This is a genomic window from Williamsia sp. (assembly GCF_016462415.1).
Lineage (GTDB): Bacteria > Actinomycetota > Actinomycetes > Mycobacteriales > Mycobacteriaceae > Williamsia_A.
The window spans coordinates 1-18,818 of sequence record NZ_JAEMTF010000078.1 but is presented as its reverse complement, the minus strand read 5'-3'; the positions used below and the strand labels follow the sequence as shown (position 1 = coordinate 18,818).

Sequence of the window (18,818 nt, the reverse complement as noted above, 5' to 3'; positions counted from 1 at the left end):
TGCGCATCGACGCATAGTGTGGAGGAATGCGCATCACCCACTTCGGACATTCCTGTCTACTGGTCGAAATCGACGGCACGACAATCCTGTTCGATCCCGGCACGTTGTCCCACGGGCTCGCCGGGATCACCGGGCTCGACGCGATCCTGGTGACGCACCAGCACGCCGACCACATGGACGTCGACGCCCTCCCCGACCTGGTGGCCGCCAACCCGAACGCCGCGCTCTACGCCGATCCGCAGACCACCCGGCAGCTCAACGACGACAACGTGGCCGGGACGTGGACCGCGGCCAACGCCGGCGACGAGTTCACCGTCGGGTCGGTGACCGCACGGGTGACCGGCGGCGAACACGCGATCATCCACCCCGACATCCCCGGTATCGACAACGTCGCCTATCTGCTCGGCGACGCCGGCCGGCCGGCGAAGTTCATGCATCCCGGCGATTCACTGTTCGTGCCGCAGGAGAAGGTCGACGTGCTCGCGACCCCCGCGGCCGCACCGTGGATGAAGGCCGGCGAGGGCGTCGACTACCTGCGTGCGGTCGCCCCGCGGGTCGCCTTCCCGATCCACGAGGCGATCCTGTCCGACGCCGGGGTGGGCTTCTTCAACGGTCTGCTCGAGAACATGAAGTCCGACGGGACCGACTTCCTCGTGCTGCCGCGCGAGGACGCACTCGACATCAGCTGACCGGCGGGAACCATCCGGTGTTCGTGACGGCGTCGATCCCCCGCGCGATGCCGTAGGCCACCCACAGCCCGGCGACCGTCCACACGACCGGATGTCGCAGGATCGACTCGACGCGCGACAACCGGCGCGGCGCGGTGACCGCCACGACGGCGACGAGCACGACCAGCGACGCGACGACGGCCATGCTGACCGGGCCGAACGCGTTGTAGGCGAACGCGTCGTGCAGATCGCCGTGGCCGATCGCCACCCAACTGCGCGTCAGACCGCACCCCGGGCACGGCAGTCCGGTCACGAGCCGGAACGGACACAGGACGGGTCCGCTGGTGCTCATCGACTCCGGTACGACGACAGCGGTGGTCAGTGCCGTCGCACCGACCACCGCTGCCGCGATCACCGTTCCGCCCGAACTCGCCGGACGGGCCGAACTCACTTGAGGGGCAGACCCTTCGAGTCGGGCACCTTGCGCAGGATGATCAGGATGAAATCGATCAACGACCAGATCCCGAGTCCGCCACATGTGATCAGTTTAAGGACGCCGAGGCCGGTGTAGCCCAACCAGAACCGATCGATGCCCAGACTGCCGACGAAGAACGAGATCAGGACGGTTGTCAGCCAGTCCTTGTCGGAGAACAGTCCCGGCACCTGGCTGACCGGGAACCAACTGCTCGTCGCGGTCCGGACCTGGGTCTCCGGCTTGATCTGACCCGTGCGGGTGAGGTTCTGCAGATCGCCGTAGGACAGAGGTCCCTGTTCCTGGCCGAGCAGGGATGCGTAGAACGTGTCGGTGTGGGGACCCTGCGGAGGTTGCACAGGCTTTCCCATGTTGGGGGGTTGCGTCATGCGCAACAGAATAAGGGACGTTCGTCGCTTTGATTCGAAAAGTCCGCATTTTTCTCATGAGTTGTCACAACCGTGAGGTGTATCACCTTCGTGACTTCCTCCTGACCGTTCGGTAAGGTCTATCTTACTGCTGAGTAAGTTCAGTATTGTCCGTGGTAACCAGTGAAATCGACTACGAAACTGCAGGTGCGACATGTCCACACACACCGAGCCTCGCGATACCTCCGCGGTCGGCAAGAACCCCCAGAAGACGAACGCGATCGGCGCTGCGATGCGGGTCCTGTCTGTTCTGGCCGGATCTGACATCGCCGAGCGCTTCGGTCTCCGCGAGCCGATCAATCGCGTCGCCTTCCAGGGCACCAAGAGTGGATTCCAGACCCTGGGCGCCGCAACCCGCGCGTTCAAGGCCGTACAGGGTGGCGGTTCACCCAAACGACTGAGCACCCCGGGGAAGGACTACTTCAACATCGCGCCGGACGATGAACAGAAGATGATCGCGGACACCGCGCGCGAGTTCTCCGAGGAGATCCTGCGGCCGGCCGCGCACGACGCCGACGAGGCCGCCGTGGCTCCCGAAGAGCTGCTGACCCGCTTCGCCGAGCTCGGCATCACCACCATCAACGTCCCCGAGGAGTTCGACGGCGCAGCCACCGAGCGCGGCGTGGTCACCAACGGTCTCGTGGCCGAGGCGATGGCCTTCGGCGACATGGGGTTGGCCCTCCCGCTGCTCGCACCCAGCGGTGTCGCGACCACGCTGACCCAGTACGGCAGCGACGCACAGCAGAAGACCTACCTCCCGGACTACGCCGGCGAGCAGGTCCCGCAGTCGGCCGTCGTCATCGCCGAGCCGCGCGCACTGTTCGACGCATTCGACATCAAGACCCGCGCGACCCGCTCCCCGAGCGGCTACAAGCTCGACGGGGTGAAGTCGTTCGTCCCGGCCGCCGGGTCGTCGGAACTGTTCATCGTCGGCGCACAGCTCGACGGCCGTCCCGCCTTGTTCATCGTCGAGTCCGACACCGACGGACTGGTCGTCGAGGCCGACCCCGGCATGGGCGTCCGCGCCGCCGGGATGGGCCGCCTGCTCCTCAACGGGGTGTCGGTACCCAAGTCGGCCCTGCTCGGCGAGGAAGAGGGCGACGCCGCCTTCGCCGCCTACCGCGACGTCGTCCGGCTGTCCCGACTCGGCTGGTCGTCGCTGGCCGTGGGCACCTCGCAGGCCGTGCTCGACTACGTGGTCCCCTACGTCAACGACCGCGTCGCCTTCGGTGAGCCGGTCTCCAACCGTCAGGGCGTGGCGTTCCCGGTCGCCGTGATGGCCACCGAACTCGACGCCCTGCGCCTGGTCACCCAGCGCGGTACGTCGCGCGCCGAGCAGGGCCTCTCCTTCGCCCGCGAGGCCGCACTGGCCCGGAAACTGGTCTCCGACAAGGGCATGCAGATCGGTTCCGACGGAGTGCAGCTCCTCGGCGGACACGGCTTCACCAAGGAGCACCCCGTCGAGCGGTGGTACCGCGACCTGCGCGCTGCCTCCATCGGCGAGGGCATCGTCGTTCTCTAGACACCTGATCCACATCCCAGCTCTCACCTCGAAAAGAGAAGTCAATGGCAATCAATCTGGAACTGCCCAAGAAGCTCCTGGTGACCGTCGATCAGGCGCACCAGGCGGCGGCGAACATCTTCCGGCCCGTCTCACGTAAATACGACCAGCGTGAGCACGACTACCCGATCGAACTCGACACCCTCGCCAGCCTCTACGACGGTCTCACCGAGACCGGTCAGGCCGGCGCCGGCGCCGATGGCGGACGCGCACAGCCCGAAAAGGAACTGCCCAAGGGCGCTGTCGCCAACGGCGGCAACATGCAGGCGTGCCTCAACGTCCTCGAGACGTCATGGGGCGACGTGGGTCTCGTGCTCAGCATGCCTTTCCAGGGACTGGGCAATGCGGCGATCTCCGCGGTCGCCACCGACGAACAGCTCAAGAGCTTCGGCAAGGTGTGGGCGGCCATGGCCATCACCGAGCCCGGCTTCGGCTCCGACTCGGCGGCGGTCTCGACCACCGCCGTGCTCGACGGCGACGACTACATCATCAACGGCGAGAAGATCTACGTGACCGCCGGTTCGCGCGCCACCCACATCGTGGTGTGGGCGACCGTGGACAAGAGCGCAGGCCGCGCCGCGATCAAGAGCTTCGTGGTCCCCCGTGAGCACCCCGGTGTGACCATCGAGCGCCTCGAGCACAAGCTGGGCATCAAGGTCTCCGACACCGCGCAGATCCGTTTCGAGAACTGCCGCATCCCGAAAGAGAACCTCCTCGGTTCGCCCGAGGTGGACACCAAGAAGGGGTTCGGCGGCGTCATGCAGACGTTCGACAACACCCGTCCGATGGTGGCCGCCATGGCCGTGGGTGTCACCCGTGCGGCACTCGAGGAGATCCGTCGCCTGCTCGAGGAGGCGGGAGTCGAGATCGACTACGACAAGCCCGCGCACACGCAGCACGCCGCGGCCGCCGAGTTCATCCGTCTGGAGTCCGACTACGAGGGTGCCTACCTGCTGATGCTGCGTGCCGCCTGGATGGCCGACAACAAGCAGCCGAACTCCAAGGAGGCGTCGATGTCGAAGGCCAAGGCCGGACGCACCGTCGTCGACGTCACCACCCGCGCGGTGGAGCTGGCCGGCACGTTGGGCTATTCCGAGCACTTGCTGCTCGAGAAGTGGGCGCGTGACTCGAAGATCCTGGACATCTTCGAGGGCACCCAGCAGATCCAGAACCTGGTCATCGCACGTCGCGTTCTGAACAAGAGCAGCGCCGAGCTGAAGTAAACTACGGACACGAGTTGCCGGGAGGCCCGGGTACACCGAGGGGTGTGCCCGGGCCTCTTACGGTTTCCGCACGTCGACGTGAGGCACCGGGAAACCGCAGTTCTCAGATCCCCTCGGAGCCCACCGCGACCATCTCCGGGGTGTCCGCGGGCACGGCCTGCGGTTGCCTGCGCTCACCCTGGGTCAGTGCCATCAGCACCATCCCCACCGCCAGCAGGATGGTCGAGGCCCAGAACGTCTCCTGCACGCCGACGGTGAACGAGTGCAGCTCGGTGCCCCCGGCCGCCCTGCTGGCCGACCCGAAGATCGTCACCAGGATCGCCAGCCCCAGCGTGCCGCCGAGCTGCTGCATCGTGTTGACCATCCCCGACGCCGCACCGGCGTCCTCGGGTGCGACACCCCGCAGCGCGGCGGTGGTCAGCGACAGGAACGACATGCCGCCACCCAGTCCGATCAGCACCATCGGTCCCACGAGCTCCGCGTAGCTCGACCCCTGGTGGATCTGGGTCAGCCACGCCATCCCCGCCATAGCGGCACCGAACCCGACGAGCAACAGCGTCCGCGGGGTGAAGTGGACCGAGGCGTAGCGCGCGGAGAACTGGGTCGCGAGGAACGTCGAGGCGGTCATCGGCAGATAGGCCAACCCGGTCTGCAGCGGTCCGTAGCCGAGAACATCCTGCAGGAACTGCGTCAGGAAGAACATCATGCCCATGAAGCCGGCCACCATCACCAGACGTCCGGCGTAGGCCGACGCGCGGGGGACGCTGGCGAACAGTCGCAACGGCGTGATCGGTTGTGCCGCACGACTCTCGGCGAACACGAAGGCCGCGAGCAGCACCGCTCCGACACCCAACGACACCAGCGTCGTCGGTGAGGACCAGCCACGCTCGGCCGCGCTGACCAGTCCGTAGACCAGCGCACCGATCCCGACCGTCGAGTAGAGCGCACCCTGCAGGTCGAACTGTTTGCGACTGCGGGCGGTCGCGGGCAGCGACACCGCACCCGCGATCAGGACCAGGAACCCGATGGGGACGTTGACGAACAGCACCCAGCGCCAGTCCAGCCACTGCGTGAGCGCCCCGCCGAGCACCAGGCCGATCGAGAAGCCGCCGATGGACACCGCCGTGAACAGACCCAGGGCCCGATTGCGTTCGCGCCCTTCGGGAAAACGGGTCATCAGCAACGCCAGTGCCGCCGGTGCGGCAACCGCGGCCCCCACGCCCTGCAGGGCCCGTGCGGCCAGGAGTTCGACACCGTTGGTGGCGAATCCGCCCGCCGCGGATGCCACCACGAACAGCGCCAGCCCGGCGAGGAACGTCCTACGACGTCCGAGGATGTCGCCCATCCGGGCGCCGAGCAGCAGCAGGCCACCGAAGGTCAGGGTGTAGGCGTTGAGCACCCACGACAGCGATGTCGACGAGAAGCCAAGTGCCCGTTGGATGTCCGGCAGGGCGACGTTGACGATGGTGGCGTCGACGACGACCATCAGTTGGCAACCGAGCACGCTGATGAGCACCAGGGTGCCGAGATGGTCTCGGAGTCCGTTCGACCAACGGCGTGGTGACGCCGCCGTCTCGCGGACGGAATGGATGAAAGACATGTGTGGTCTCCCTCAGGGGTTGGAGTACACTCGAGCGCGAAACGGAAGCTTCCTCCGGTTACGATACGGAGGAACCCTCCGCTTTGCAACCGTTTTGACGATCCTGCCGTTCTCACCGAGGAGGACTGGTGACCAAGGCCACCGAGCGAGCACCGCGCGCCGACGCCGTCCGCAACCGCGACAAGCTGGTCACGGCTGCGCGGGCGGTGTTCGCCGAAGCGGGTGTCGACGCTCCGCTCGATCGGATCGCCGCCGACGCCGGGGTGGGCATCGGCACCCTCTATCGCAACTTCCCCAGCCGCGAGGCCCTCATCGAGGCTGTCTACCGCAGCCAGTCCGAGGAGATCGTGAGCAACGGGCGGCAGTTCGGTGAGACCCTGCCGCCCGACGAAGCACTGGTCGCGGTGTTCGGCGAGTACCTGCGGACCGCCGCGTCCAAGCGCGGCATGAAAGAGGTCATCCTGGCCGAGCTCGGCGCCGAGGCGCCGGTGTTCGTCGACTCGCGGGCGGCGTCGCAGGAGATGATCGGGACGATCCTCGCCGCCGGCCAGGCGCAGGGGGTGTTCCGGTCGGACGTCACCGCGGCCGACGTCTTCCGTCTCATCGGCGGGCTGTCGATGACGTGCCACCCGAACATGGCCGCGGCCGACAGCGCGCCGATCGTCCGCGTCGTCATCGACGGGCTCCGTCGCGTCGGCTGAGTTCTCCGACCCCGGTCCATGGCGTGTCCCGGACCACAAAAACCTGGTGTTCCGCGTCACCCCGACACCGCGCTGAGCAGGTGTCCACCCCGACCGCGACACGCCGGGATGCGCTGCACTTCTGTCGAATTCGGGCACCGTTATCGAAGCGTTATCGACCCGCCGACTTCACGATCGTGAATGTGACCTACCGGCAGCCCACCTCGTAGCGTCGCCGACGGTCCGAGAGCGGGTTCGCCCTGTTCTCGGCGACCGCCCGCGTTCTCTGCGGGCGGGACAGCTAGGAAACCGTCATGACGATCTCGGTCGTCGACGGGATTGGAGACACCATGAACACGAAGTTTCGGACCCTCGCAGCCCGGACCGCCATCACCGGCGTCCTCGCCGCCGCCCCGCTGACGCTCCTCGCCGGAACCGCGTCGGCCGAGGGCGGGCACAACTGGGACGCCGTCGCTGCGTGCGAGAGCGGTGGCAACTGGGCCATCGACACCGGCAACGGCTTCTCCGGCGGCCTGCAGTTCACCCCGAGCACCTGGGCCGCCAACGGCGGATCGGGCAGCCCGGCCAACGCCAGCCGCGAAGAGCAGATCCGCGTCGCCGAGAACGTGCTGGCAACGCAGGGACCCGGCGCGTGGCCGGTCTGCGGCGCCAACCTCTGAGGTAGTCGCAGGTCACCGGACCCATGAATCCGGAACTCACGTGGAACCCGCAGCCCTGGGCTGCGGGTTTCGCGCTGAGTGGCGGATGCCAGACTGGACAGATTGCGTGCGTTTGAACACTATTGAGGTTGACACGTTGGATCCATATGGTGTCATTCGATATTGTCAACGTGGACCGCAGTCCATCTCGGACCGCGTGAGGGTGAGGATCGTCTTTCATGAACACACGTCGTGCGACAGTCACGCGCGGAACCGGGCGCGACGTATTGCTCGACGCAACCCTGAAGCTGATCGGTGAGCGGGGGCTGCACGCGATCACTCTGCGGGAGGTCGCCGATGCAGCCGGTCTGTCTCTGGGATCGACCACCTATCACTTCGCCGACCGCGACGCCCTGATGCTCGCGGCGCTGGGGCGCTACGCGGACTCGGTGGTCAGCCGGTGTGACGCCGCGTTGGTCAAGGCCGAGCTGGAGACCGCCTCGCCCCGCGCGCTGATGCGATCGGTCTTCGAGGATTTCAGCGCCTCATACTGCGAACCCAACCGCATGCTGGCGCAGCTGGAGATGTACACCGAGGCGGCCCGCAACCCCGCCGTCGCGGAGATCAGTGCTCGCTGTCTCGCCGCGTACCGCGGACTGCTCCTGCGGGCGTTCGGGATAGCCGGCGTCGACGAGGACGAGGCCCGCTCCCGCGTCAACCATGTGCTCGTCTACGCCGACGGCCTCGCCCTGCAGAGTGCCGCCGACGGGACCCCGTGCGAACTGCAGTCGGACGCGTCGTCGGTCCTGTGGGCCCTGGCCACCGCCAGCCTGTAACCCCCCGACCACCTCCGACCGCTTCTGCCCGAGAGGGCTGCGCGGTAGTTCGTCGTCCGCTAGAACTGTTCTGACAAGTTCCGCAGACGTCGCGACGGGGTGTCGATGCGATTCTCGCTTCTCGGTCCTCTCGGTGTCACACGCGCGGGAGCGGCGGTCGATCTCGGATCCCCCAAACAACGCGCGGTGCTGGCACTGCTTCTGCTCGATCGCGGCCACGTGGTGTCCACCGAGCGCATCTGCGAATCCGTCTGGGGTGAGCAGCTGCCCGCCAACACCACCGCCAGCCTGCACGCATACATCTCCAACCTGCGTCGCCTGCTGCGCGACGACGTCACCGGGACCTCTCCGATCGTCCGGCAACCCCCGGGCTACCTCATCGACGTCCCCGCCGAGCAGACCGACCTGGCCGAGTTCCGAATTCTGGCCGCCGCGGCCCGGACCGCCGCCGACACCGAGGACTGGGCGACGGTCCTGACCACCTCGGAGCACGCGCTGGCATTGTGGCGCGGCCCGCTGCTCGCCGACCTCGCCGATCGCGAGTGGGTGTCGGTGGCTGCGACCGGCCTCGACGAGATCGTGGTCGAGTGCCGGGAACACCACATCTCAGCCCTGCTGGCCTCAGCGCGGATCGCCCCGGCCCTGGTCGAGGTGGCGGCCCTACGGCGCGCCCACCCGCTACGCGATCGCACCTGCTGGCTGCACATGCTGACCCTCTATCGCGCCGGTCGTCCTCCCGAGGCGCTCGAGGTGTACCGCCGCCATGCCGCGCATCTCGACGAGGAGCTGGGCCTCGAGCCGGGGCCGGAGCTGCGCGACCTGCAGCGCTCGATCCTGCGCCACGATCCGGAGCTGACCGCGTGGCCGCGGCGGCCCGGATGGACCGGTGCACGACCGACCGAGGCGCCGGCGACACCGGTGACATCTTTCCGAACCCCCGATCCCCCACCCGCGTCGATGCTGGTCGGTCGGCGTCGTGAGATCGAGGCCGTCGAGCGGGTCGTCGCCGACGTCGTCGCCGGCGCAACCCGCTGGCTTACGCTCGTCGGTCCCGCCGGGATCGGCAAGACCCGCCTGGCGCAGTTCGCGAGCAACCGCGTGATCGAGCTGGGCGGTGCGTCCGTCTGGGCCCGCAACCCGGAGGAGACGACGCCGATCTGGTGGTCGGTGCGCCAGCTCGTCCGTGGCCTGGGCGCCGACGCCGACACCGTGCTCGCCGTCCCCGACGGTGCCGACCCGGACACCGCACGTTTCGCGGTCTACGAACGCGTGCAGGCACTGATCGAGTCCGCCCGGCCGGGGCCGCTGGCTCTGGTGGTCGATGACGTCGGGTGGGCCGATTCCGCGTCGTTGGGGTGCCTGGCGTACCTGACGACCGCCCTGACCGATCGGTCGGTGGCGATCGTGCTGACCGTCCGCGATCCGGGCCCCGACCCTGCACTCACCCGACTGCTGGCCGGCGCTGCCCGCGGGGTGGCCAATCGTCAGCTCACCGTCCCCGCCATGACGCCCACCGAGGTCGCCGCCCTGGCCGATCAGATCGCCGAGGAATCGCTCACCGACGCCGAGCGCGCCGCTCTCGCCGAGCGGACCGGCGGGAATCCGCTGTTCGTGTCGGAGTACGCCCGACTGTCGAGGGCCGAACGCGCCGAGGGCGAGATCCCCGTCGCGGTCCGCTCCGTGCTCGATCGACGCCTGGCCGCCCTCGATCCCGCGGTCCACGACGTGCTCCGCGCCGCCGCGGTGGTCGACGACGTCCTCGACATCCGGTTGCTCTCGCGGGTCTGCGGCCTCGATCTCGACACCGTCGCCGATCTCCTCGACGTCGCCGCCGACCACCGCATCATCACCACCGGGGCGAACTCCGACGGATACGTGTTCGCCCACGGGCTCCTGCGTGAGGAGGTCGTGGCGAGAATGCCCGCGTACGCCCGGCGACGCCTGCACGCGATCGTCGCCGAGAACCTCGGCCCGACCAATCGCAGCGGCGACACCCTGAGCCGGCGAGCACATCACCTCATGGCCGCCGGCCCGCTGGTCGATCCGACCGACGTCGTCGAGGCCTGCGCGGCCGCCGCCGACGACGCCGCCGCGCGGTGGAGCTCGGAGACCGCCGCGACGTGGTGGCGTCGCGCACTCGACAGCTACGACCTGCTCCCCGTCGAGGAGCAGGACCTCTCGACCCGTGACCGTCTGACCATGGCGCTGCTACAGGCCGAGGGCAGGGCCGGGCGGGGTCAGACGGTCCTCGACACCGTGCGCGGTCAGCTGCTCGAGGCGATCGCCGCGGGACGGGTGGTCACCACCGGGCGGTTGGCGGGCGCGCTGCTGCGCTCGAGCGGGTGCTGGCCGTGGCAGGCGCCGTCCACCGATCCGGGTCCGTTGATCGAGGTCTTGGAACGCGCCGAACGCTTCACCGCGCACGAGCCCGAGGCGCACATCACGGTCCTGTCCGCCCTCGCGGTGGGCCACTGCTACAACCCCGACGCCGAGGTCCCGGCCGGATACCTGCGCCGGGCCGCTGCACTCGCCGCCCGCGCCGATGACCCCGACCTGACCGCCGACGCCCTGCTGGCCTGGCTGATCACCTACTCCGGGGTGGCGACCCACAGCCACGAGACCCTCGCCGCGGTGGACCGTCTGCTCGCGCTCGACCACTCGCAGTCGCGCATGGACACCGTCATCGGCCACTCGGTGGCCACCATGGCGACGATGAGCCTCGGCGACGTGGCCGCGACCGAGCACCACCTGCGACGCGGTATCGAGGGCAGCGAGGAACTGCAACTGCCCGTGTTGCGTGCCCAACTGAGGTGGATGGAGTCGACTCTCGCCCTGTGGCGCGGCGACCTCCCCGAGGCGCATCGGCAACACGCCATCGCCCGGGACGTCCACGAGCAGACCGAGCTCTACGTCGCGGGCAGCGGGATGATCGCGGTCATGGGCCTGGGCTGGGAGCAGGGCACACTCTCGGACCTCGCCCTCACCGACGACCCGATGCGGTGGATGCAGACGGTGATCGAGGAGCGGGGCGACAACGGCATGGTCGGCGTGGTCGTCGCGGGCACCGCGGCGATCGCCGGGGCGCGGGGCGATCGTTCGCTGGCCGAGACCATGCTCGACCGCTGGTGGGACCAGCGCGGTGTCCATGTCTGGACCACCCTCGGCAACGCCGTGCTCCTCGCCCATCTCGTCGCCGATCTCGAGCTCGTCGACCACGTCGAGAGGTTCGTCGCCGATCTCGAACCGTTCGCCGATCGAATCGCGGTCATCGGACAGGTCGGATCGGCAGGCCCGGTGTCGCTGGCCCTGGGCCGACTGCACCGCTGCGTCGGGCACACCGACGCCGCCCGCACCCACGCGACCGAGGCGCTCGCGCTCGGTGAACGCACCGGCGGGATCCCGACGATGCTGCGCGCCCGGTTGCTGCTGGCCGACCTCGCCGAGCCGTCGCCGCAGCGCACCGCCGAGGTCACCGACATCGCCGAGCGCGCGGGTCGGTTGGGCATGCGCGGAGTCGCCGATGCGGCGTCGGCCATCCTCGCCGGGTGATCCCAGCCCCCGGTCGGTGAGCTTGGAGACCGCCCCTCGACTTCTCCAAGAGGTTTGCAAGACGGGTTGCGCACAGTGTTCTGACACCGAACACACGACGTGAAGGAACACCATGACCACCCTGCCCTCCCTCCGGACAACCGATCCGATCTCGGCGCTGCGCGACACCGTCACCGGCGTCGTCGCCACGACCGGCGAACCCGGCTACGAACGAGCCGTTCCGTGGAACGTGTCGGTGCCGGTCGCGCCGTGCGCGGTGGTGCTCGCCGCCGACGCCGACGACATCAGCGCCACCATGCGTGTCGCCGCCGAGTTCGGGCTGACCGTCGCCGTCGCCGCGACCGGCCACGGCGCCCTGCCGGTCGACGAGTCGTCGATCCTGGTGCACACCTCGGCGCTGTCGGAGTGCACGGTCGATCCCGAGACACGCACGGCGCGTGTCGGAGCCGGCGTGCGCTGGCAGCAGGTGATCGACCTGGCCACACCGCACGGACTGGCCCCGCTCGTGGGCTCGGCGCCGGGCGTCGGCGTCGTCGGCTTCCTCACCGGCTGCGGCATCGGGCCGTTGATCCGCTCGGTGGGACTGTCCTCGGACCACGTGCGCGCCTTCGACATCGTGACCGGCACCGGCGCGCAGCTGCACGTCACCCCCGATCAGCACGCCGAACTCTTCTGGGGTCTGCGCGGCGGCAAGGCCACCCTCGGCATCGTGACCGCGGTCGAGATCGACCTGTTGCCGATCGCGGAGTTCTACGGCGGCGCACTCTATTTCGACGGCGCCGACGCCGCGGCCGTGCTGCGCGCCTGGCGGGAGTGGAGTGTCGATCTCCCGGAGGACGCCAACACCTCGATCGCGTTCCTGCAGCTGCCGCCGCTGCCCGACGTGCCGCCGCCGCTGGCCGGTAAGTTCACCGTCGCCGTCCGGTACGCCTCGCTGTCCGACCCGCAGTCCGCGGACGCCCTGCTGGCGCCGATGCGCGCGGTCGCCGCACCGATCATCGACATGGTCGGGATGATGCCGTACGCCGCGATCGGGGCGGTGCATGCCGATCCGGTCGACCCGATGCCCACCCACGAGCGGCACACGCTGCTGCGCGACCTCACGCCCGAGGGCGTCGAGACCCTGCTGTCGGTGGCCGGCCCCGAGGCCGGTTCCCCGCAGGTGATCGTCGAACTACGCCTCCTGGGCGGGGCGATGTCGCGGCCCGCGCCGGTGCGCAGCGCGTTCTGTCATCGGGATGCGGCCTTCTCGCTCATGGTGATCGGCGTGCTCGCCCCGCCGATCGCCGACGCGGTACCCGCGCACTCGGCCGGCGTGGTGGGTGCGATGACGGAGTGGTCGACCGGCGGTGAGCTGCCCAACTTCTCCCCCGCCACCGACGCCGCCCGGATCGCGCGCTGCTATGACGAGGACACCACCGCGTGGCTGGCCGCGCTGGCCGATGACCACGACCCCGACGGGGTCTTGCGGATCGGTCAGGTGGTCAGAACGCCACGCGTGTGATGGTCTCGGCCACGAGCGCCGGCTTGGGTGCGTCGCGCACGGTCAGCGACTGGGTGACGATCATCTCGACCGACCCGTCCGGCTTGGTCGTCGCCTCCGACAGCGTCGCCGTCAACTGCACGTCGGAGCCGACCGGGACCGGCGACGGGAAGCGAACCTTGTTCGACCCGTAGTTGATCCCCAGCTTCGCGTTCTCGATCGAGTAGATCTGCCACGCGAGCATCGGCACGAGCGACAGCGTGAGGTAGCCGTGGGCGATGGGTCCGCCGAACGGACTCTCGGCGTTCGCCCGCTCGACGTCGACGTGGATCCACTGGTGATCACCGGTCGCCTCGGCGAACTGGTTCACCCGCTCCTGGGTGACGGTGAGCCACTCGCTCGTGCCGAGGGTCTCGCCCACGGCGGCCAGGATGTCGTCTGCAGATGTGAACGTTCGCATGACCTCGAAGCTACCGGTCTAGCTCCGCGAGTAGGCGCGAAGTGGACCCTGCGCGCCGCTGTAGCTGTTCTTGTCGACGGGCCCGGTGATCCCGGGGATGCGCGCGTTGTCGGTGTACTGCCAGAACGTCCACCGGCTCCATCCACCCGGGAGCGGTCCCGGCTGCGCCTTGCCGTTGTAGTCGGCGATCCACAGCGGATAACGGGTGAACTGGGTGGTGTCGGCCATCCTGGTCCGCCAGAAGTTCGGGTAGGTGTAGATGATCGGCGTCCGCCCGGTCAGTGCGCGGACGGTGTCGAGGTACTGGTGCGTCCAACCGATCAGGGCCGCGGGCGACAGACCACCCGACTGCTCGAGGTCGAGAACGGGCGGCAGGTCGCCGTAGCCGTTGATCCCGAGGGTGATCGTCGCGAACAGCGCCGCCTGCGGCGCGGCGGGCAGGCTGGGGTCGGCGTAGTGGTATGAGCCGCGGGCCACCCCCGCCAGTCGCATCCCGATCGAGTCGGGGACGAAGTACGGGTTCACGTACGACAGGCCTTCGGTGGCCTTGACCATCGCGAAGTTCTGACCGGATGCCTTCACGGCGAACCAGTTGATCAGCTGACCACCGTCGTGTTGATGCGACGACACGTCCGGGCCGGTTTCCGCGTTTGCGACGGCTCCCGAGCCCGCGACCAGCGCCAATGCGGTCATCGCGGTGGCCGTGACGCGTCGCCATCGTTGACAGGAGGTCGAAGTCATGATGCGACGGTAGGTGCTCGAGTGGGTCCAGGTACAGCTGTGGCGCGATATTCACAGGAGGTTCATGTGACGCGAGTGTCCCTGAGGGATGTCAGCCCAGTGGATTACCGCCCGGCGCCGAGTCGCCCATGTCGGTGATGCGGTCCCACTGCGCGCGCAGTTCGTCGACCGACGGCGGGGCGTCGAAGTGCGCTCCGGTGCTGCGGAAGAGCTGGGCGCGCTGCACCTGTCCGCCGCCCACCTCGAAGATCGATCCGGTGTCGGTGGACTCCTCGCTCATCAGCTGCACGACGACCGGTGCGACGAACGCCGGGGACAGCTTCTCCAGCATCTCCGCCGGAGCGATGTCCTCGGTCATCCGCGTCGCGGCCAGCGGGGCCACGGCGTTGGCGGTGATCGAGTACTTCGCGCCCTCCACCGCGAGGGTGTTGATCAGCCCGACGAGGCCCATCTTGGCGGCGCCGTAGTTGGCCTGACCGAAGTTGCCGTAGAGCCCGCTGGTCGAGGTCGCCACCACCACGCGACCGAAATGCTGCTCACGAAAATGCGGCCATGCCGCGCGCGTCACGTTGTAACCGCCGTAGAGGTGCACCTTGAGGACGGCGTCGAACGCCTCGTCGGTCATCTTGTGGAACGAACTGTCCCGCAGGATCCCGGCGTTGTTGACCACACCGTGGATCGCGCCGTAGGTGTCCACCGCGGTCCGGATGAGCGATTGCGCGCCCTCGGCGGTGGCGACGGAGTCGTAGTTGGGCACGGCCCGACCGCCGGCGGCGATGATCTCCTCGACCACCGCATCGGCCATGGTCGATCCCGACCCGGAACCGTCGCGCGCGCCGCCGAGGTCGTTGACGACCACCAGCGCGCCCTCGGCGGCGAGCAACGTCGCGTACTCCCGACCCAGCCCGCCGCCGGCGCCGGTCACCACGACCACCCGATCCTCGACTCCACTCATCCGCGCACTCCCTGTCGTCTCCGTCGCGAGATCGACCACTCGCGGCACTGCCCTGTGTTCTACCGCACGGGGCAAAGACGTCCGCCGCCTAGGCTCGCGGGCATGCGGCTCTATCTCTCGTCCATGGGCGTGGGCGACCACCCCGCCCGGCTCGTCGAGGTCCTCGGCGCTGACGCCACCGTGGGCGTCGTGCTCAACGCGGTCGACGACCGCCCCGACACCGAGACCGACATGGCCTGGGAGGTCGAACGCGACGAGCTCGAGCACCTGGGTTTACGTCCCGAACGGCTCGACCTGCGCTCCGACACCGACGTCGAGCGACTGCGCACGATCGACGCCCTGTGGGTGCGCGGGGGCAACACCTTCGTCCTCCGCGCGGCGATGGCCAGGTCAGGAGCCGACGACATCATCACCGGTCGCATCCTCGACTCGTCGTTGGCTTACGCGGGATACAGCGCGGGCGCCGCGGTCCTGTGCACCGACCTGGGTCTCATCGCCGAGATCGACGACCCCCGGGCGGCCGGACCGGACCCGCTGATGACCGGGTTGGGCATCCTCGATCGCCCGCTCATCCCCCACGTGGGAACGACAGCGTTCGACGAGGGCCGACTGTGCACCGCACTGCACGAACGACTCACCTCCGACGGCGTGGCGCACCACGCCCTGCGCGACGGCGACGCCCTCGCGACCACCGCGGGGGCGTTGCTCCCGATCCCGCGACGTCGGTAGGCGCCGGACGGCCGTTTTCGGCGATACACGCGCGTACCGCAGGTCAGAGCGCCGACGAGCACCTCAGCGAGTTGTCGACTGGCGGTTTACAAGCGTGCACCGAACCCGTACCGTGACAATGAACGTTGACTACAACGAGTGTTGTCAGATTACGGAGGTGTGCGATGACGGTGACCGCAGACAGTGTGCAGGCGACCCGCCTCGATCAGGGCCCCGACGAGGTGTCGGATCGACTGATCGCGTCGGCGGCGCGTCTGTCGCGCAACGCGATGACCGAGATCGACTGGACCGAGCCGATGGACCCCTCCAAGTACGGCTGCAGCCCCGAGTGGTGCTCGCTCTACGGCACCGAGATGTGGGACGAACTGACCGAGGAGCAGCAGATCGCGCTCACCCGGTACGAGTTCGCATCGGTCATGACCAACGGGATCTGGTTCGAGATGATCCTGCAGGAGATGGTCATCCGCGATCAGTACCTCGGCGAGTACCACTCCCCCGAGTTCCAGTGGTCGTTGATCGAGATCGCCGACGAATGCCGCCACTCGCTGATGTTCGCCAAGGCCTCGGAGAAGATGGTCGGCGCGTCCTACCGCCCGTCGCGTTTCGTCGGCTGGCTGGGCAAGGCGTTCATGGCGCTCGCCCGTAACGAGGTCGCCTACGCCGCGATCCTCGTGGCCGAGGAGGTCCTCGACGTCTTCCAGCGCGGCTGCATGAACGACGACCGCGTCCTGCCGTTCGTGCGGACGGTCAACGAGATCCACGTGCTCGAGGAATCGCGGCACATGAAGTTCGCGCGCGAAGAGGTCCGTGAGTCGATGCAGGGTGTGGGCTGGTTCCGTCGCCAGTTCAGCGCACTGATCATCGCGATCGCCTCGTTCGCCATCGTGACCAGCCTCCACGATCCGAAGGCGTACTCCGACGCCGGGCTCGACCGGGACCGTGCGGTCGCGACGCGTAAGCGCAACAGTCACTTCCACTCGATGATGCGGACGAGCTGCGTGCATCTGATGGAGTTCCTCGACAGCGTCGGTCTGCTGACCCGGCCCGCGTCGTTCTGGTACCGCAGGGCACGCATCCTCTGACACCTGCGCGCGCCGTGGGCGGGCGTCCGGATCGACCATCTCGAGAAGAAGTGGGGTAACCACAATGGCGTTCGCCATCACACAATCGTGTTGCAGCGACGCCGGGTGCGTCTCGGTGTGCCCGGTGAACTGCATCCACCCCGCGCCCGGCGAACCCGGGTTCGGCTCGGCGGACATCCTGCACATCGATCCCGACACCTGCATCGACTGCGGCGCCTGCTCGGACGCCTGCCCGGTCGACGCGATCTTCCCCGTCGACCGGCTCGGACCGCGCGATGCGCATTTCGCCGAGGTCAACGCCGCCTACTACCGCGACCGTGACACCTCGAACGCGTTCACCCCGACCGAATACATCACCCTGCACCGCCTGCCCGATGATCTGCAGGTCGCCGTCGTCGGTACCGGCCCGTCGGCCGGGTACGCGATCCGCACACTGCTGATGCGGACCGACGCCCAGATCACCGTCATCGACAAGCTCCCCACCCCGGGTGGGCTCGTGCGGTCCGGTGTCGCGCCGGATCACCCGGCGACCAAGAACATCACCCACGGTTTCGACCTGCACCTGCGGGACCCGCGGGTCACGCTGCTCGGCAATCTCGAGGTGGGCGAGGACTTCTCACCCGCCGAGCTCGCGCAGCACTTCCACGGCGTCATCTACGCGATCGGCGCGTCGGAGCCCAAGCGACTCGGCATCCCCGGCGAGAACCTCCCGGGCAGCACCTCGGCCACCGATGTCGTCGCCTGGTACAACGGCCTGCCCGACGTCACGAACCCGATGGCCCCTGCGCGCGTCGGGCGCACGGTGCTGGTGGGTACCGGCAACGTGGCGCTCGACATCGTCCGTCTGCTGCACACCGACATCGAGGATCTCGGCCGCACCGACATCGCGGACCGATCGCTGCCGTTCCTGCGCGACAACCGCGTCGGCGAGGTCGTCCTGCTGGGGCGGCGCGGGCCTGATTCGGCCGCCTACACGCCGGCCGAGTACGCCGCACTCGCCAACACCCCGGGCATCGAGATCATCGCCCTCGACGGCTCCGATCCGTCGTCGATCGACCTCTCCGCACCCGTGGACCCGAGCCGGAAGCGGATCGTGTTCCTGTACAACACCTCTCCGCTCGAGGTCGTCGGCGACGACCACGTCACCGGCGTCCGGGTGCGCACGGGCGAGACCGAGCACCTCATCCCGGCCGACAACGTCATCGCCTCCATCGGCTACCGCACCCGACCCGTCGCCGGTCTGCCGTTCGACCCCGACGCGGGCCGCATCCCCAACGTCGACGGCCGGATCGTCGACGGGGCAGCATCGGTGCCCGGCGCCTACGTCGTCGGATGGGCTCGCCGCGGCCCCTCCGGCGGAATCGGCGCCAACCGCGCCTGCGCCGAGGAGACGGTCCAGGCCTTCATCGACGACGCCGCGTCCGGCGCGCTCGACGTCAGCGCCCGCCCCGAGGGTGGGTTCGCCACGTTCCTGCGACGGAAGAACCTGACGCCGGTGCGCCACCGTGGGATTCGCGCCATCGACCGCATCGAGCGTGAACGTGGCGAGAGTTCCGGACGGCCTCGGGTCAAGCTCACCGAGCGCGCGGAGATGTTGGCCGGCGCCAAGGCGCGTCGATCACTGCCGATCTTCCCTCGCCGACGCGACCGCTGACGGACCGACCGCACCTCGCGGTTGGGCCGTCGTCTCCC

General features: G+C 68.7%; 17 protein-coding genes. 11 read left to right on the top strand and 6 right to left on the bottom strand.

What is annotated here, in order from left to right:
* Nucleotides 1–26: 26 nt before the first annotated feature.
* Nucleotides 27–689, top strand: a complete 663-nt coding sequence (locus JHC79_RS16965) for an MBL fold metallo-hydrolase (RefSeq protein WP_296392925.1) — start codon at nucleotides 27–29, stop codon at nucleotides 687–689.
* Here JHC79_RS16965 and JHC79_RS16960 read toward each other — a convergent pair.
* On the bottom strand, nucleotides 682–1,119 hold the full coding sequence (locus tag JHC79_RS16960; RefSeq protein WP_296392924.1) for a DUF2752 domain-containing protein: 438 nt from the start codon (nucleotides 1,117–1,119) through the stop codon (nucleotides 682–684). The two genes, JHC79_RS16965 and JHC79_RS16960, sit on opposite strands and share 8 nt — an antisense overlap.
* A complete protein-coding gene (locus JHC79_RS16955) occupies nucleotides 1,116–1,529 on the bottom strand; it encodes an NINE protein (RefSeq protein WP_296392922.1) in 414 nt (137 codons plus the stop codon). Before JHC79_RS16955 ends, JHC79_RS16960 begins: the two co-directional genes overlap by 4 nt.
* Nucleotides 1,530–1,722: 193 nt before the next feature.
* Here JHC79_RS16955 and JHC79_RS16950 point away from each other — a divergent pair, with 193 nt between their 5' ends.
* On the top strand, nucleotides 1,723–3,090 hold the full coding sequence (locus JHC79_RS16950) for an acyl-CoA dehydrogenase family protein (RefSeq protein ID WP_296392919.1): 1,368 nt from the start codon (nucleotides 1,723–1,725) through the stop codon (nucleotides 3,088–3,090).
* 44 nt (nucleotides 3,091–3,134) lie between these two features.
* Entirely contained in the window at nucleotides 3,135–4,352 is a 1,218-nt protein-coding gene (locus tag JHC79_RS16945) for an acyl-CoA dehydrogenase family protein (RefSeq protein ID WP_296392916.1), read from the top strand.
* A 103-nt stretch (nucleotides 4,353–4,455) separates the two neighbouring features.
* Here the strand turns inward: JHC79_RS16945 and JHC79_RS16940 are convergent, their stop codons facing one another.
* Nucleotides 4,456–5,952, bottom strand: coding sequence for an MFS transporter (locus JHC79_RS16940; RefSeq protein WP_296392915.1), 1,497 nt, complete (start codon nucleotides 5,950–5,952; stop codon nucleotides 4,456–4,458).
* Between the two features lie 128 nt (nucleotides 5,953–6,080).
* On the opposite strand from JHC79_RS16940, the gene JHC79_RS16935 reads away from it, so the two are divergent.
* The 5 genes from JHC79_RS16935 (at nucleotide 6,081) to JHC79_RS16915 (ending at nucleotide 13,180) form a co-directional block, all read left to right on the top strand.
* A complete protein-coding gene (locus JHC79_RS16935; protein WP_296392914.1) occupies nucleotides 6,081–6,653 on the top strand; it encodes a TetR/AcrR family transcriptional regulator in 573 nt (190 codons plus the stop codon).
* A 329-nt stretch (nucleotides 6,654–6,982) separates the two neighbouring features.
* On the top strand, nucleotides 6,983–7,312 hold the full coding sequence (locus tag JHC79_RS16930) for a transglycosylase family protein (protein ID WP_296392913.1): 330 nt from the start codon (nucleotides 6,983–6,985) through the stop codon (nucleotides 7,310–7,312).
* Between the two features lie 218 nt (nucleotides 7,313–7,530).
* The gene (locus JHC79_RS16925; protein ID WP_296392912.1) at nucleotides 7,531–8,127 is read left to right on the top strand and encodes a TetR/AcrR family transcriptional regulator; all 597 of its coding nucleotides are present in this window, start codon (nucleotides 7,531–7,533) and stop codon (nucleotides 8,125–8,127) included.
* Nucleotides 8,128–8,232: 105 nt separating this feature from the next.
* Nucleotides 8,233–11,676: a BTAD domain-containing putative transcriptional regulator gene (locus JHC79_RS16920; protein ID WP_296392911.1), complete on the top strand. Its 3,444-nt coding sequence runs from the start codon at nucleotides 8,233–8,235 to the stop codon at nucleotides 11,674–11,676.
* Between the two features lie 112 nt (nucleotides 11,677–11,788).
* The gene (locus tag JHC79_RS16915) at nucleotides 11,789–13,180 is read left to right on the top strand and encodes an FAD-binding oxidoreductase (protein WP_296392910.1); all 1,392 of its coding nucleotides are present in this window, start codon (nucleotides 11,789–11,791) and stop codon (nucleotides 13,178–13,180) included.
* Here the strand turns inward: JHC79_RS16915 and JHC79_RS16910 are convergent.
* From JHC79_RS16910 to JHC79_RS16900, 3 genes are all read right to left on the bottom strand, one after another.
* Nucleotides 13,161–13,619: a MaoC family dehydratase gene (locus tag JHC79_RS16910; protein ID WP_296392909.1), complete on the bottom strand. Its 459-nt coding sequence runs from the start codon at nucleotides 13,617–13,619 to the stop codon at nucleotides 13,161–13,163. The two genes, JHC79_RS16915 and JHC79_RS16910, sit on opposite strands and share 20 nt — an antisense overlap.
* An 18-nt stretch (nucleotides 13,620–13,637) precedes the next feature.
* A complete protein-coding gene (locus JHC79_RS16905; protein WP_296392934.1) occupies nucleotides 13,638–14,312 on the bottom strand; it encodes a glycoside hydrolase family 25 protein in 675 nt (224 codons plus the stop codon).
* A 139-nt stretch (nucleotides 14,313–14,451) separates the two neighbouring features.
* Nucleotides 14,452–15,315 carry an SDR family oxidoreductase gene (locus JHC79_RS16900; RefSeq protein WP_296392908.1) on the bottom strand — a complete coding sequence of 288 codons (864 nt, stop codon included), beginning with the start codon at nucleotides 15,313–15,315 and terminating at the stop codon, nucleotides 14,452–14,454.
* A gap of 102 nt (nucleotides 15,316–15,417) precedes the next feature.
* Here JHC79_RS16900 and JHC79_RS16895 point away from each other — a divergent pair, with 102 nt between their 5' ends.
* The 3 genes from JHC79_RS16895 (at nucleotide 15,418) to JHC79_RS16885 (ending at nucleotide 18,780) form a co-directional block, all read left to right on the top strand.
* The gene (locus JHC79_RS16895; RefSeq protein WP_296392907.1) at nucleotides 15,418–16,044 is read left to right on the top strand and encodes a Type 1 glutamine amidotransferase-like domain-containing protein; all 627 of its coding nucleotides are present in this window, start codon (nucleotides 15,418–15,420) and stop codon (nucleotides 16,042–16,044) included.
* A 170-nt stretch (nucleotides 16,045–16,214) separates the two neighbouring features.
* Nucleotides 16,215–17,126, top strand: a complete 912-nt coding sequence (locus tag JHC79_RS16890) for a diiron oxygenase (RefSeq protein ID WP_296392906.1) — start codon at nucleotides 16,215–16,217, stop codon at nucleotides 17,124–17,126.
* 64 nt (nucleotides 17,127–17,190) lie between these two features.
* Nucleotides 17,191–18,780, top strand: a complete 1,590-nt coding sequence (locus JHC79_RS16885) for a 4Fe-4S binding protein (RefSeq protein ID WP_296392905.1) — start codon at nucleotides 17,191–17,193, stop codon at nucleotides 18,778–18,780.
* Nucleotides 18,781–18,818: the final 38 nt, after the last annotated feature.